The following is a 13,840-nucleotide window of genomic DNA, read 5'->3' on the forward strand; positions in this document are numbered from 1 at the left end:
GTCGCCGGATCGTCTGTCATCTCAAGCCTCCTGTGCGGCTGTGAGCAGATGCGCGACTCCCGCCGCGCGATCGGTCAAATGCAGGCGTACGGCCGGCCGCCCGCGGGTTTCGAGCGCCCCCAGGTCGCCGAGGGCCTGCGCGAGCTGGAGCCGGCCCAGTGAGTAGGGCCGTCCCGGGACCGCCACGTCCTCGGCCACAGCCCCGGTGATCTGCAGGAACACGCCGTTCTGCGGCCCGCCCTTGTGGTACTGCCCGGTCGAGTGCAGGAATCTCGGCCCCCACCCGAACGTCACCGGCCGGTCGGTGCGCAGCGCCAGCAGCGCCCGCAGCGTCGCCGGATCGGCCATCATCCACGCGTCGGTCATCTGCTCGAAGTCGGCCCCTTCGGGCACGGGGGCGTCGAAGGCCGCGAGCCGGTCCAGATAAGCCATGATCGACAGGTAGCCGTCGGCGGGGATGGCGCGCAGCAGTTCGTCGAACAGCCCTGGCAGGTCCGTCGCGGTGGCCGCGCCGTACACCTCGACGGGCCCGTCCACGAACGCCGGCGCGCCGGTCGGCAGGTCGGGCAGGGCCAGCAGGGCCGCGGTGTTCTCCTTCGACTCGGCCACGTTCGGCTGGTCGAAGGGGTTGATCTCCAGCAGCAGCCCGGCGACGGCGACCGCGTACTCCCACACCAGGAACTGCGCGCCCAGCGGCCCGTCGACGCGCACGTCGCCGTCGTCGGAGGCGATCGCGACGACCAGCTCGTCACCGGTGCGGTTGGGGTCGGCGCCCACAACCGGCAGGATCCCCCTGCCCTGCTTGCCGGTGGATTCGGCGACGAGCTGCTCGATCCAGTCGGACAGCCCCACGAGCGGGGAGAGCTGGTCTTCGAGCAGCAGCTTGTCGCGCCCGCCCAGCGCCGCGCCGCCGAGCGCGGCCCCCAGGTCGAGCCCGGGGTTGCCGCGCTCGCGCGACAGCAGCGGCAGCACCGCCTCGGCGTCGTCGAGCAGCCGCTCCACGTCGACGCCCGCCAGCGCGGCGGGCACCAGCCCGAACGCCGACAGCGCCGAATAGCGGCCGCCCACGTCGGGCATGGACAACACCGTCTGGTAGCCGTCGTCGATCGCGAGCTGCTCCAGCGGCGAGCCGGGGTCGGTGACGACCACGATGCGCTCGGCCGGGTCGAGGCCCGTCTCGGCGAACAGCCGCTCGTAGATCCGCAGGTGGCAGTCGGTCTCGACGGTCGAGCCGCTCTTGCTGGCCACGACCACGACTGTGGCGTCGAGCCGGTCGGTCAGCGCCCGCCGCACCTGGGCGGGATCGGAGGTGTCGAGCACGGTCAGCGGCACGTCGGCGGTGTTGCAGATGACCTCCGCCGCCAGCGACGAGCCGCCCATCCCGGCCACGACCACGTTGCTCAGGCCCTCCGCGCGGGCCTTGTCGGCGAGGTTGCCCAGCTCGGGCAGCAGCTCGCGCGAGCTGCGGGGCAGGGTCAGCCAGCCGAGCCTGACCGCCGCCTCCGCCTCGGCGTCCTCACCCCACAGCGTGGGGTCGCCGCCGGCGAGCCGCGCGGGCACGCCGTCGGCGACGAGGCGCCCCGCGACGGAGGAGGCGGCCGAGGCCACCCCCTCCTCGCGGTAGGAGACCTCCATCACGGAACCAGGTTCTTCCGAACGCTCTCGAGCAGCTCGTTCCAGGACGCCTCGAACTTCTCCACGCCCTCCTCCTCCAGCACCTTGACCACGTCGTCGTAGTCGATGCCGGCCTCCTTGAGAGCGGCCATGGTGTTCCAGGCGTCCTCGTAGAAGGGGCGCACGGTGTCGCCGGTGATGTTGGCGTGGTCGGCGACCGAGTCCAGCGTCTTCTCCGGCATCGTGTTGACGGTGCCGGGGGCGACGAGCTGGTCGACGTAGAGCGTGTCGGAGTATTCGGGGTTCTTCACGCCGGTCGAGGCCCACAGCGGCCGCTGCGGGCGGGCGCCCGCGGCGCGCAGGCGCTGCCAGCGCTCGGAGTTCATCACGTCCTCGTAGGCCGCGTACGCCAGGCGCGCGTTGGCCACGCCCGCCTTGCCCTTCAGCTCGGGCTTGCCGACCTTGTCCAGCCGCTGGTCGATCTCGGTGTCGACGCGGCTGACGAAGAACGAGGCCACCGACTCGATCGTGGCCAGGTCCAGGCCCTTGGCCTGCGCCGCCTCCAGGCCGGCCAGCCAGGCGTCCATGACCGCGCGGTAGCGCTCGAGCGAGAAGATCAGCGTGACGTTGACGCTGATGCCCTCCGACAGCGCCTGCGTGATCGCGGGCAGCCCCTCGACCGTGGCCGGGATCTTGATGAACAGGTTGGGCCGGTCGACCATCCACCACAGCGCCCGCGCCTCGGCGACCGTCTTCTCGCTCTCGCGGGCCAGCCGCGGGTCGACCTCCAGCGACACACGGCCGTCCACGCCGTCGGTGGCGTCGTAGACCGGGCGCAGCACGTCGGCGGCCCAGCGGATGTCGTAGGTCGTGATCGCGCGCACGGCCTCGCCCACGTCCACGCCGCGTACGGCAAGGTCGTGCAACTGGGCGTTGTAGGCGTCGCCCTTGCCCAGCGCGTTGGCGAAGATCGTCGGATTGGACGTCACGCCGACGACGTACTTGTCCCGGATCAACTGCTCCAGGTTGCCGGTGCGCAGGCGGTCGCGGCTGATGTCGTCAAGCCAGATGGCGACGCCCTGCCCGGACAGCTTCTTCAGGATTTCACTCATCTTCTTCAGTTTCCCGTCGTCTCGCCCTTTTCCTGACCCAGCTTGGCCAGGCTTGCGTGTGCCGCGGCAGCCACCCGCTCCGCCGTCAGCCCGAAAAGCTCGTACAAAGTCTTGTACGGAGCCGAGGCACCGAAGTGTTCGAGACCGACGACCTCACCGCATTCGCCGACGAACTCGTGCCAGCCGAGCGCGACTCCCGCCTCGACGGCGACCCGAGCCCGGATCGACGAAGGCAGAACCGTCTGCCTATACGCGGTGTCCTGCCCCTTGAACCACTCGACACACGGCATCGACACGACCCGCGTCGGGATGCCCTTCGCCTCCAGCAGATCCCGTCCGCCCAGCGCGATCTCGACCTCGCTGCCGGTGGCGATGAGGATGACCTTGGGCTGGCCGTCGGACGCCTCGCGCAGGACGTAGCCGCCGCGGGCCACGCCCTCGGCGCTGGTGCCCTCGAAGACCGGCAGGTTCTGCCTGGTCAGCGCGAGCGCGGCGGGACGGTCGGTGTGCTTGAGCACGGCCTTCCACGCGTGGGCGGTCTCGTTGGCGTCGGCCGGGCGGACCACGTCGAGGCCGGGGATGGCGCGCAGCGCCCACAGGTGCTCGATCGGCTGGTGGGTGGGGCCGTCCTCGCCCAGGCCGATGGAGTCGTGCGTCCAGATGTAGGTGACCGGCAGCTTCATCAGCGCCGCCAGGCGCACCGCGGGCCGCATGTAGTCGGAGAAGACCAGGAACGTGCCGCCGTACGGGCGGGTGCCGCCGTGCAGGGCGATGCCGTTGAGAATGGCGCCCATGCCGTGCTCGCGGATGCCGAAGTGCAGCGTGCGGCCGTAGCGGTTACCGGGGAACTCCTTGGTCTGGTATTCCTCGGGGATGAAGGACGGCTCGCCCTTCATCGTGGTGTTGTTCGACTCGGCCAGGTCGGCCGAGCCGCCCCACAGCTCGGGCAGCACCGGCGCCAGCGCGCTGAGCACCTCGCCCGAGGCCTTGCGGGTCGAGACCGACGCGCCCGTCTCGAACGACGGCAGCGCCCTGGCCCAGCCGTTGGGCAGCTCGCGCTGGCAGATGCGGTCGAACTCGGCGGCGCGCTCGGGGTTGGCCAGGCGCCACTCGGCGTAGCCCTTCTCCCACTCGGCGTGCTCGGCGCGGCCCCGCTGGGCGATGGCGCGGGCGTGCTCCAGCACCCCGGCCCGCACGTCGAAGGTCTTGGCCGGGTCGAAGCCCAGGACCTCCTTGGTGGCGGCGACCTCGGCCTCGCCCAGGGCCGAGCCGTGGATCTTGCCGGTGTTCTGCTTGTTGGGCGCCGGCCAGCCGATGATCGTGCGCAGCCGGATGAACGAGGGCCGGTCGGTCTCGGCCTTGGCCGCCTGCAGGGCGTCGTAGAAGGCCTGGACGTCCTCGGCGTAGTCGCCGTTCTCGGTCCAGTCGACGCTCTGCGTGTGCCAGCCGTAGGCCTCGTAGCGCTTGACCACGTCCTCGGACTTGGCGATGAGGGTGTCGTCCTCGATGGAGATGCGGTTGTCGTCCCAGACGACGATGAGGTTGCCCAGCTTCTGGTGGCCCGCGAGCGCGCTGACCTCGTGGCTGATGCCCTCCTCGATGTCGCCGTCGCTGACCAGGCACCAGATGTGGTGGTCGAACGGCGAGGAGCCGAGCTCGGCGTCGGGGTCGAACAGGCCGCGCTCGCGGCGGGCCGCCATCGCCATGCCGACCGCGTTGCCCAGGCCCTGGCCGAGCGGGCCCGTCGTCGTCTCGACGCCCGCCGTGTGGCCGTGCTCGGGGTGACCGGGGGTGAGGCTGTCCCACTGGCGCAGGCGCCTGAGGTCGTCGAGCGTCAGGCCGTAGCCGGAAAGGTAGAGCTGGATGTAGAGCGTCAGGCTGGTGTGGCCGCACGACAGCACGAACCGGTCGCGTCCGGCCCAGTTGGGGTCGGTCGGGTCGTGGCGCATCACGCGCTGGAAGAGCAGGTATGCGGCGGGGGCCAGGCTCATGGCGGTGCCGGGATGCCCCGAGCCCGCCTTCTCCACTGCGTCCATCGCCAGGGCTCGAACGGTGTCGACCGCCTGCTTGTCCAGGTCGGTCCATTCGAGGGCTGGCACGAGTTCGGTGCTCAAGTGCTCGGTCTCCGGAATCTAGTTGTCATTGGTTGTACCGGTTGGCTATCCCGCCCACACGGGACCTTAACCGAGCGGAGCCGGAGATCGATTCCCGCTCCACCCACGCGGTGTCCATGCATGGCGCAAGCCCCCCATTGGCCGGACCGGCCGCCCCTGCTACTACAGTTTGTTTGTTCGCAGGGGCGTCGCCGGCGCCCATCCAAGGATCCGCTCTTATCAGAGGTTACGCGTTGACTCCGCACAGGCTGGAAGCGCCTTGACGGTGCTGACCAACAGGCAGGCCACGGCCCCATCACCTCAGGTGGAGGCGCCGCGGTCGTTCGCCATGACCGTGAAGGCCTACATCGCGCTCACCAAGCCGCGGATCATCGAGCTCCTGCTCATCACGACGCTGCCGGTGATGTTCCTCGCGGCGCGCGGGCTGCCCCCGCTGTGGACGTCCATATCTGTCATGGTGTTCGGCACCCTATCGGCGGGCAGCGCCAACGCGCTCAACTGCTACGTCGACCGCGACATCGACCAGAAGATGCGCCGCACCCGCCGCAGGCCGCTGGCCAGGCACCAGGTGTCACCGCGCGGCGCGCTGGTCTTCGGGATCGTGCTCGGGATCCTGTCCACCGTGGGCCTGTGGCTGACCACCAACGGGCTGGCGGCGCTGCTGTCCCTCGCGGCGATCCTGTTCTACGTGCTGGTCTACTCGATGTTGCTCAAGCGGCGCACGGCCCAGAACATCGTGTGGGGCGGCATCGCGGGCTGCATGCCGGTGATGATCGGCTGGGCGGGCATCACCGAGCGGCTCGACTGGGCGCCGCTGGTGCTGTTCGGGGTGGTCTTCTTCTGGACGCCGCCGCACACCTGGACGCTGGCCATGCGCTACAAGGAGGACTACGCGGCGGCCAAGGTGCCGATGCTGCCGGTGGTGGCCACCGAGCGGCGGGTCATCCTGGAGTCGATCGCCTACACCTGGGCGACCGTGCTGTGCTCGCTGGCGTTGTGGCCGGTGGCGGGCACCACGCTGTTCTACCCCGTGATCGCCGCCGCGCTCGGCGCCATGTGCCTGTGGGAGGTCCACCGCCTGCTGAGCCGGCTCAACGCCGGCAAGACCGGCGTCGACCTGCGCCCCATGCGCTTCTTCCACTGGTCCAACGCCTACCTGGCGCTGCTGTTCCTGGCCGTCGCGATCGACCCGCTGCTGGCCTGAGACGGTGGCCGCGTGTCCTGATGGTGAGGAGTGGGTATCCCGAGCCGTCCCGCCAGGACCGACGCGGCTCCCGGCGCTCTGATCCGTTAAAGTCACCGTATGGCGACCCGTGATCCACGCTGGGTGTTGAAGGACCGCCCGTCGTTCGCGTTGATCATCGGGCTGGTCCTCACCGGCATCTGCGCCCTGGTCTCGTTCTCCTTCGACGTGATCGACGGCGCCCCCGTGCAGTTCTTCATCGCGCTCGTGCTGGCCCTGGCGCCGGTGCCGCTGCTGCTGGCCGCCGTGCTGGCGCTCGACCGCATGGAGCCCGAGCCGCGCAGCAACCTCATCTTCGCCTTCGCCTGGGGCGCGGGCATCGCGGTGCTGGTCGCCGGCGTGATCAACTCGCTCAACCTGCACTACATCATCGACACCGCCAAGCTGTCGGAGGCCAGCGCCCGCAACATCGCGGCCACCTTCGGCGCCCCCGTGGTCGAGGAGACCATGAAGGGCCTGGTGCTGCTGGGGCTGCTGCGATTTCGCAGGGCCGAGCTCGACGGGCCCACCGACGGCGTCATCTACGCCAGCATGGTCGGGCTCGGCTTCGCCATGAGCGAGAACGTCAGCTACTACCTGCAGGCGCTCAACTCCGAGGCGGGGGTCAAGGGGCTGGCGGTCACGGTGGTGCTGCGCGGCATCCTGTCGCCGTTCGCGCATCCGCTGTTCAGCTCGATGATCGGGGTGGCCGTCGCCTACGCGGCCCAGCGCTCCGGCTCCGAGCGGGTCACCTACATCCTGGCCGGCTGGACGGGCGCGATGATCCTGCACGGCCTGTGGAACGGCCTGGCCTCCTACGGCGGCTTCCCCGGGCTCGTGGTGGCCTACCTGGTGCTGCTGCTGGTGCTGATCGTGCTCATCGGCGTGGTCTTCCGCGACAGGCGGCGCATCGTGGCCCTCATCCAGCGCTATCTGCCGCCGTACGAGCCGACCAAGCTGGTCACGCAGGCCGACATCTTCATGTTGTCGGCCTTCCCCAGGCGGCGCCAGGCCAGGCAGTGGGCCAGGCTCCACGGCGGCAAGCGCGGGGTGCGGGCGATGCGCGACTACCAGCTCGCCGCCACCGAGCTGGGCCTGCTGCACGAGCGGGCGGCCCGCCACATGGTCGACGAGCAGACCTTCCACGAGGAGCAGCGGGCCCTGCTCGAGTGCATGAGCACCGCCCGCGCCGACTTCCCCACGCCGTCGGTGCACACCCAGTCGGTCGCCAGGGGCTCTCCGCCGCCCGGCTACGCCCCCGGAGCGCCCGGCTGATCCAGGATTTCGGTGAGTGAGACCTCGCGGGGCCCGGGGAAGATCGGGTCGGAGTTCAGCACCATCGCGTCGGCGAAGGCCTTGGCGGTGGCGAACAGCTCGCGGGTGGCCAGGTAGTACGTGGTCAAAGCCCAGCGCCTGACGGAGTCGTCACCGACCCCGAACGTCTCCAGCCCGGCCGTGCGGCACAGCGTGACGGCCCTGGGCAGGTGGAACTCCTGCGTCACCACGGTCACCTGCCGCGCCCCGAACACCTTGCGCGCCCGCACGCATGAGTCCCACGTGTCGAAGCCGGCATAGTCCAGCACCATCACCGTGTCGGGCACGCCCTTGCCGCGCAGGTAGTCGCGCATGGCGGTCGGCTCGTCGTACTCCTCGCGGCTGTTGTCGCCCGACAGCAGCAGCGCCCGCACCTTGCCCGAGCGATACAGGTCGGCGGCGATGTCGAGCCTGCGGGCCAGCATCGGCGTGGGCTGCGTCCCGTACAGGCCCGCGCCCAGCACCAGCGCCGCCTGCGACGGCGGCACCCGCGCGAGCCAGCCGTCGCCCTCGGCCGTCTCCCGGTGCTGCGAGCTGTTCAGCCAGGCCCACGTCATGGGCGCGAGCATGAGCACGCTCAGGAGCACCAGGCCCTGGTACGTGCGGCGTAACGCCTTCCGAGAGGGGCGGACCTTTCCCAACAATTCGCACCCTCCGGCGGTGGGGGAGTGGCCGACCTTTCACCCCATAGCCTGGCATACCACCTCAGACGGCGGCGGCTGCTTCGGCGGGGGAGTGGGGCGCGGGAACGTTCTCGGGGGTGCGCGTACGCAGCGAGGTGACCGCCCTGAGCGCGAAGATCCACACCACCGTCGAGCCGAGCACGTGCAGCAGGACCAGGGCGGCGGGCACGGCCAGGAAGTACTGCGTGTAGCCGATCACGCCCTGGGACAGCTCCACCACCACCAGCGCCAGCGCGGCCCGCCTGGCCGGGCGCGGCGCGTCGCTCACGTGCAGCGCGAACAGCAGCGCGAAGCTCAGCCCGACCACCACGTAGGCGATGTCGGCGTGCAGTCGCGCCACCGCCTCGATGTCGAGGTCGAAGCGCGAGGCCATCACATCGCCGGAGTGCGGGCCCGTGCCGCTCACCACCACGCCGACCACCAGCAGCACGAACACCGCCGCGAGCAGCACGTGGCCGAGCCTGCGGATGTCGCGGTGCACCACCCGCCGCACGGGGCCGTCGCCCTCGCCCGCGCGGGCGTAGAGCATCCAGCAGGCGGCGATCAGGCCGCTGGAGATGAGGAAGTGCATGCCGACCGTGAACGGGTTGAGCATGGTGTTGACCACCAGCCCGCCCCACAGGGCCTGGGTCACGATCCCCACGGGCTGCAGCCACGCGAGCCGCGCCAGGGAGGGCCGGCGCGGCGTCATCCGCAGCGCCGACACCACGCACGCGATCCCGACCGCCAGCACCAGGAACGTCAGCAGCCGGTTGCCGAACTCCACGGCCATGTTGAGCGGCGAGACCTCGGGATGGGCGACCGGCAGGAAGCTGTCGGGCGTGCACTTGGGCCAGGTCGGGCAGCCCAGCCCCGAGCCGGTGACGCGCACGCCCGCGCCCGTCACCGTGATGCCCGCGTTGACCACCACGGAGGCCAGCGCCCAGCCCCGCATCGACTGCTTTGTGGGCGCCCAGAAGGAGAACAGGCCGCGCACAAGGGGGTTGGGGTGGTCTGTGGGTAGCTTCACGTCATCGATGGTAAGGGCCGGGTCCGCCGGTCCCGCCAACGGGCTTCTCAAGCAGCAGGGTATGTGACATATTACCTGGGGAGGTGGTGGATGTCCGACGTGATCGTCGTCGGCGCGGGCGTGGTCGGGGCGGCCTGCGCCTACTACGCCGCGCGCGCGGGGCTCGACGTGACCGTGCTCGACCGGGGGCCCGTCGCGGGCGGCACGACGGGCTCGGGCGAGGGCAACGTGCTCGTCTCCGACAAGGAGCCGGGGCCCGAGCTGGAGCTGGCCGTGCTGTCGAACCGGCTCTGGCGCGACCTGGCCGGGCACGGCGGGTTCGAGTTCGAGGCCAAGGGCGGACTGGTCGTCGCCGAGACCGGCGAGGTCCAGCGGAAGCTCACCGAGCTGGCCGCCAAACAGGACGTCGAGCACGTCATCGTGCCGGGGCCCGAACTGCGCGAACACGAACCCCACCTGAGCAACGACCTGGCCGGCGGCGTGTTCTACCCCCAGGACGCCCAGGTCCAGCCCATGCTCGCGGCCGCCAGGCTGCTCGAACTCGGCGCCGGCAGCTTCGGCCACGGCACCCTGCGGCTGCGCCTCGGCGCCGAGGTGAGCGGGGTCATCCGGTCGGGAGGGCGCGTTTGCGGCGTCCGCACCACGCACGGCGACGTGCTCGGTGGCGCGGTGATCAACGCGGCGGGCACCTGGGGCGGCGAGGTGGCCGCGCTGGCGGGGGTGAACCTGCCGATCCTGCCCAGGCGCGGGTTCATCCTGGTCACAGAGCCGCTGCCGGAGCCCCTGATCAGGCACAAGGTCTACACCGCCGCCTACGTGACGAACGTGGCCAGCGACTCGGCCGACCTGGAGACCTCGGCCGTCATCGAGGGCACCCCGGCCGGGACCGTGCTCATCGGGGCCAGCAGGGAGCGGGTCGGGTTCGACCGGACCACGTCGGTGCCCGTGCTGGCCAAGCTGGCCGCCCAGGCGGTGGCGCTCTTCCCCGCGCTGCGCGAGGTGCGGGTGATCAGGTCCTACTGCGGCTTCCGCCCGTACTGTCCCGACCACCTGCCCGTCATCGGCGCCGACCCGCGCGTGCCCGGCCTCTACCACGCGTGCGGGCACGAGGGCGCCGGCATCGGGCTCGCCCCGGCGACCGGGCACCTGCTCGCCCAGCTCATCGCCGGCGGGCGGACCGACCTGGACCTGCACCCCTTCCGCCCGGACCGCTTCGCCGAGTCCCCCGAGGAGGCCCAGTGAGAGGAAGCCCGTGACCTTCCACATCACTATCGACGGCCGGCCGGTGCCGGTCGCGCCCGGCCAGACCATCGGCGCGGCCCTGCACGCGGCCGGGGTCAGGTCGTGGCGCAGCACCCGGTTCGGCGGGCGGCCCAGAGGGCTGTTCTGCGGGATCGGCGTCTGCTTCGACTGCCTGATCTCGGTCAACGGGCGGGCGCCTGAACGGGCCTGCCTGGCCGAGGCCGAACCCGGTGACGAGGTGACGACGTCATGACCGAGCTTGTCGAGGTCATCGGTTGGGCCCGACGAAGGAGGATTCGTGATCTATGACCTGGTTGTGGTGGGCGGTGGGCCCGCCGGGGTGGCGGGGGCGCTCACCGCGGCGCTGGCCGGGCTCCGGGTGGCGCTGGCCGACTCCTCGGCGCGCCTCGGCGGCCAGTACTTCCGCCACGCCGCCGCCCCCGAGCCCGCGCCCGGCCTCGACCGGTTCCTGCGCCAGGCGCGGGCCCTGGAGGCCCGCGCCGACGTGCTGCCGCGCCACCAGGTGTGGAACATCTCGCGCGAGCTGGACGGAGACCTGATCGTGCGCTGCGAGAACCACACCGGCGAACCCGTCACACTGCGGACCCGGCGGCTGCTCATCGCCACCGGCGCCCATGATCGGCCGCTGCCGTTCCCCGGCTGGGACCTGCCCGGCGTGCTCACAGCGGGCGGTGCGCAGGCGCTGCTCAAAGGCAACGGCGTCGTGGCGGGACGGCGGATCGTCGTCTCCGGCACCGGCCCCTTCCTGCTGCCCGTGGCGACCGGGCTGGCCGGAGCCGGGGCCAGGGTGCTGGGCGTGTTCGAGGCGAACGGCGGGCTGGGGCTGGCCAGGCACCCGCTGCCGGCCCTGGGCAAGGCCGCGGAAGCGGCCGGGTACGCGGCCGGCCTGGCCAGGCACCGCGTGCCCTACCACACCAGGCAGGCCGTGATCGCGGCGCACGGCGAACGCGAGGTCGAGGCCGTCACCCTGGCCCGCCTCGACAGGGGGTGGAACGTTCTCGCCACCCGCGTCGTCGAGTGCGACACTGTGGCCGCCGGCTACGGGTTCGTGCCGCAGATCGAACTCGGCACCCAACTCGGCTGCGGGACCCGGCACGACGTGGACGGCAGCCCCGTGCTGGTCGTGGACGCCGAGCAGCGCACCACCGTCCCCGGGGTCTGGGCCGCTGGAGAGCCCACCGGCGTCGGCGGCTGGCACCTGTCGGAGCTGGAGGGCCGCATCGCGGGCCGCTCGATGGCGGGCCCGGTGCCCGAGATCCTCGCCAGGCGGCGTGAGCGGTGGCGGGCCTTCGGCGCGGCGCTGCAGCGGGCCTACCCCGTCCAGTCCGGCTGGCAGGGATGGCTGCGCGACGACACGCTCGTGTGCCGGTGCGAGGAGGTGCCGTTGGCGCGCGTACGCCAGGCGCGGCGCCTGGGAGCCACCGACGCCCGCTCGATCAAGCTGCTGGCCAGGCCCGGGATGGGCTGGTGCCAGGGCCGCGTCTGCGGCTACGCCGTCTCGTGCCTGGCCGGGGAGCTGCCCCAGCCGCCCCGGCGCCCCATCGCCCAGCCCGTCACTCTCGGCGCGCTCGCCTCACTGGATGCCTCATCGAACGAAGGGACCCCCTGATGGAAAATCGCAGCAGAACCTGGCACGGCGTCATGGTCGCCACCGCTCTGCCCCTGCGTGAAGACCTGTCCGTCGACGCCGACGGCTACGCCGAGCACTGCCGCTGGCTGGTCGCGGGCGGCTGCGACGGCATCGTGGCCAACGGCTCGCTCGGCGAGTACCAGACGCTCACCCCGCAGGAGCGCACCACGGTGGTCGAGACCGCCGTCGCGGCCGTCGGCGGGCCGAACGTGATGGCCGGCGTGGGCGCCTACGGGGCCTCCGAGTCGCGCCGCTGGGCCGAGCAGGCCGGGGAGGCGGGCTGCGGCTCGGTGCTCCTGCTGCCGCCGAACGCCTACCGGGCCGACGAGCGGGCGGTCATCGCCCACTATCGTGAGGTGGCCAAGGCCGGGCTGCCGATCGTGGCCTACAACAACCCGTTCGACACCAAGGTCGATCTGACCCCCGCGCTGCTGGCCAGGCTGCACGAGGAGGGGCTGATCGTGGCGGTGAAGGAGTTCAGCGGGGACGTGCGGCGGGCCTACGAGCTGGCCGAACTGGCCCCCGAGCTCGACCTGCTGATCGGCTCCGACGATGTGCTGCTCGAACTGGCGGTGGCCGGTGCGGTCGGCTGGATCGCCGGCTACCCCAACGCGCTGCCCGCCTCCAGCGTCGCCCTCTACCGCGCCGCGCTCGCCCGCGACCTGGACACCGCGCTGCCTCTTTACAAGACGCTGCATCCCCTGCTGCGCTGGGACTCCAAGACGGAGTTCGTGCAGGCCATCAAGCTGTCCATGGACCTCGCGGGCCGCCACGGCGGCCCCTGCAGGCAGCCCAGGCAGCCGCTGACCGCGGAACAGGACGCCGTGGTGCGGGCCGCGACCGAGAAAGCACTGGCAGAAGGGCTGCGATGAGGACAAAACGGGTTTTCCACGCCGTCGACTCCCACACCGAGGGCATGCCCACCCGTGTGATCACCGGCGGCGTGGGCGTCGTTCCCGGCGCGAGCATGGCCGAGCGGCGCGTCTACTTCCGTGACAACCTCGACCACATCCGCACGCTGCTGATGACCGAGCCGCGCGGCCACGCCGCCATGAGCGGCGCCATCCTCCAGCCGCCCACCAGGCCGGACGCCGACTTCGGCGTGCTGTTCATCGAGGTGTCGGGGCTGCTGCCGATGTGCGGGCACGGCACCATCGGCGTGGCCACCGTGCTGGTCGAGACCGGCATGGTCGAGGTCGTCGAGCCGGTCACCACCGTGCGCCTGGAGGTGCCCGCCGGGCTCGTCGAGGTGGACGTGGCCGTCAAGGACGGCATGGCCATGTCGGTGACGCTGCGCAACGTGCCCTCCTACAGCGACAGGCTCGGCGCCTGCGTCACCGTGCCAGGATTCGGGGAGATCCCGTACGACCTGGCCTACGGCGGCAACTTCTACGCCATCGTGAACCTCGACTCCTACGGCCTGCCCTTCGACCGCAAGGCCAAGAACGAGATCATCGCCGCCGGCCTGGCGACCATGGAAGCCGTCAACGCCGCCGACGAGCCCGTACACCGCGAGGACCCCCACATCCGCGGCTGCCACCACGTCTACTTCGCCGCCCCCGGCTCCGACGCCCACCACTCGCGGCACGCCATGGCCATCCACCCCGGCTGGTTCGACCGCTCGCCCTGCGGCACCGGCACCAGCGCCCGCATGGCGCAACTGCACGCCAGGGGCGAGTTGCCGCTCGGGCGCGACTTCGTCAACGAATCCTTCATCGGGACCCGGTTCGTCGGCAGGCTCCTGGAGGAGACCACCGTCGGCGGCGGGCCCGCGGTCGTCCCGTCCATCACCGGACGGGCCTGGATCACGGGGACGGCCCAGTACTTCCTCGACCCGCGCGACCCGTTCCCCGCCGGTTTCGAGCTCTGAGGAGGACAG

General features: G+C 71.4%; 12 protein-coding genes. 7 read left to right on the top strand and 5 right to left on the bottom strand.

Going from position 1 to position 13,840, the window contains the following annotated elements; all coding sequences use genetic code 11:
• Nucleotides 1–21: 21 nt before the first annotated feature.
• From ACFOY2_RS23865 to tkt, 3 genes are read right to left on the bottom strand one after another with little or no spacing between them, the layout of a single operon-like run.
• The gene (locus ACFOY2_RS23865; RefSeq protein ID WP_379530529.1) at nucleotides 22–1,635 is read right to left on the bottom strand and encodes a glucose-6-phosphate isomerase; all 1,614 of its coding nucleotides are present in this window, start codon (nucleotides 1,633–1,635) and stop codon (nucleotides 22–24) included.
• The gene (gene tal / locus ACFOY2_RS23870; RefSeq protein WP_379530299.1) at nucleotides 1,635–2,726 is read right to left on the bottom strand and encodes a transaldolase; all 1,092 of its coding nucleotides are present in this window, start codon (nucleotides 2,724–2,726) and stop codon (nucleotides 1,635–1,637) included. Before tal ends, ACFOY2_RS23865 begins: the two co-directional genes overlap by 1 nt.
• 5 nt (nucleotides 2,727–2,731) lie before the next feature.
• The gene (gene tkt, locus ACFOY2_RS23875; protein WP_379530300.1) at nucleotides 2,732–4,840 is read right to left on the bottom strand and encodes a transketolase; all 2,109 of its coding nucleotides are present in this window, start codon (nucleotides 4,838–4,840) and stop codon (nucleotides 2,732–2,734) included.
• A gap of 259 nt (nucleotides 4,841–5,099) precedes the next feature.
• Here tkt and ACFOY2_RS23880 point away from each other — a divergent pair, with 259 nt between their 5' ends.
• Together ACFOY2_RS23880 and ACFOY2_RS23885 are read left to right on the top strand one after the other, a co-directional pair.
• Nucleotides 5,100–6,044, top strand: a complete 945-nt coding sequence (locus ACFOY2_RS23880; RefSeq protein WP_379530301.1) for a heme o synthase — start codon at nucleotides 5,100–5,102, stop codon at nucleotides 6,042–6,044.
• A 99-nt stretch (nucleotides 6,045–6,143) separates the two neighbouring features.
• Nucleotides 6,144–7,337 (top strand): PrsW family intramembrane metalloprotease, encoded by a 1,194-nt coding sequence (locus ACFOY2_RS23885; protein WP_357812388.1) that lies wholly within the window; start codon nucleotides 6,144–6,146, stop codon nucleotides 7,335–7,337.
• Here the strand turns inward: ACFOY2_RS23885 and ACFOY2_RS23890 are convergent.
• Both ACFOY2_RS23890 and ACFOY2_RS23895 read right to left on the bottom strand, forming a co-directional pair.
• Nucleotides 7,313–8,017 carry a SanA/YdcF family protein gene (locus ACFOY2_RS23890; protein ID WP_379530302.1) on the bottom strand — a complete coding sequence of 235 codons (705 nt, stop codon included), beginning with the start codon at nucleotides 8,015–8,017 and terminating at the stop codon, nucleotides 7,313–7,315. The two genes, ACFOY2_RS23885 and ACFOY2_RS23890, sit on opposite strands and share 25 nt — an antisense overlap.
• 64 nt (nucleotides 8,018–8,081) lie before the next feature.
• Nucleotides 8,082–9,068 (bottom strand): COX15/CtaA family protein, encoded by a 987-nt coding sequence (locus ACFOY2_RS23895; RefSeq protein WP_379530303.1) that lies wholly within the window; start codon nucleotides 9,066–9,068, stop codon nucleotides 8,082–8,084.
• Between the two features lie 90 nt (nucleotides 9,069–9,158).
• Here ACFOY2_RS23895 and ACFOY2_RS23900 point away from each other — a divergent pair, with 90 nt between their 5' ends.
• The 5 genes from ACFOY2_RS23900 to ACFOY2_RS23920 are packed head-to-tail and all read left to right on the top strand — an operon-like array spanning nucleotide 9,159 to nucleotide 13,831.
• Nucleotides 9,159–10,310, top strand: a complete 1,152-nt coding sequence (locus ACFOY2_RS23900; protein ID WP_379530304.1) for an NAD(P)/FAD-dependent oxidoreductase — start codon at nucleotides 9,159–9,161, stop codon at nucleotides 10,308–10,310.
• A 10-nt stretch (nucleotides 10,311–10,320) separates the two neighbouring features.
• Entirely contained in the window at nucleotides 10,321–10,563 is a 243-nt protein-coding gene (locus tag ACFOY2_RS23905) for a (2Fe-2S)-binding protein (protein ID WP_379530305.1), read from the top strand.
• A 45-nt stretch (nucleotides 10,564–10,608) separates the two neighbouring features.
• On the top strand, nucleotides 10,609–11,940 hold the full coding sequence (locus tag ACFOY2_RS23910) for an FAD/NAD(P)-dependent oxidoreductase (protein WP_379530306.1): 1,332 nt from the start codon (nucleotides 10,609–10,611) through the stop codon (nucleotides 11,938–11,940).
• Nucleotides 11,940–12,833 (top strand): dihydrodipicolinate synthase family protein, encoded by an 894-nt coding sequence (locus ACFOY2_RS23915; protein ID WP_379530307.1) that lies wholly within the window; start codon nucleotides 11,940–11,942, stop codon nucleotides 12,831–12,833. Before ACFOY2_RS23910 ends, ACFOY2_RS23915 begins: the two co-directional genes overlap by 1 nt.
• On the top strand, nucleotides 12,830–13,831 hold the full coding sequence (locus tag ACFOY2_RS23920) for a proline racemase family protein (RefSeq protein ID WP_379530308.1): 1,002 nt from the start codon (nucleotides 12,830–12,832) through the stop codon (nucleotides 13,829–13,831). The genes ACFOY2_RS23915 and ACFOY2_RS23920 overlap by 4 nt, the downstream gene beginning before the upstream one ends.
• The last annotated feature ends 9 nt before the right edge of the window (nucleotides 13,832–13,840 follow it).

This window comes from Nonomuraea purpurea, from assembly GCF_042650645.1.
Taxonomy (GTDB): Bacteria; Actinomycetota; Actinomycetes; order Streptosporangiales; family Streptosporangiaceae; genus Nonomuraea; species Nonomuraea purpurea.

What these genes read in the sequence shown, in the direction of transcription:
- ACFOY2_RS23865 (WP_379530529.1), bottom strand. Translation starts at nt 1,635, where the DNA reads ATGGAGGTCTCCTACCGCGAGGAGGGGGTGGCCTCGGCCGCCTCCTCC.
- tal (WP_379530299.1), bottom strand. Translation starts at nt 2,726, where the DNA reads ATGAGTGAAATCCTGAAGAAGCTGTCCGGGCAGGGCGTCGCCATCTGG.
- ACFOY2_RS23885 (WP_357812388.1), top strand. Translation starts at nt 6,144, where the DNA reads ATGGCGACCCGTGATCCACGCTGGGTGTTGAAGGACCGCCCGTCGTTC.
- ACFOY2_RS23900 (WP_379530304.1), top strand. Translation starts at nt 9,159, where the DNA reads ATGTCCGACGTGATCGTCGTCGGCGCGGGCGTGGTCGGGGCGGCCTGC.
- ACFOY2_RS23915 (WP_379530307.1), top strand. Translation starts at nt 11,940, where the DNA reads ATGGAAAATCGCAGCAGAACCTGGCACGGCGTCATGGTCGCCACCGCT.
- ACFOY2_RS23920 (WP_379530308.1), top strand. Translation starts at nt 12,830, where the DNA reads ATGAGGACAAAACGGGTTTTCCACGCCGTCGACTCCCACACCGAGGGC.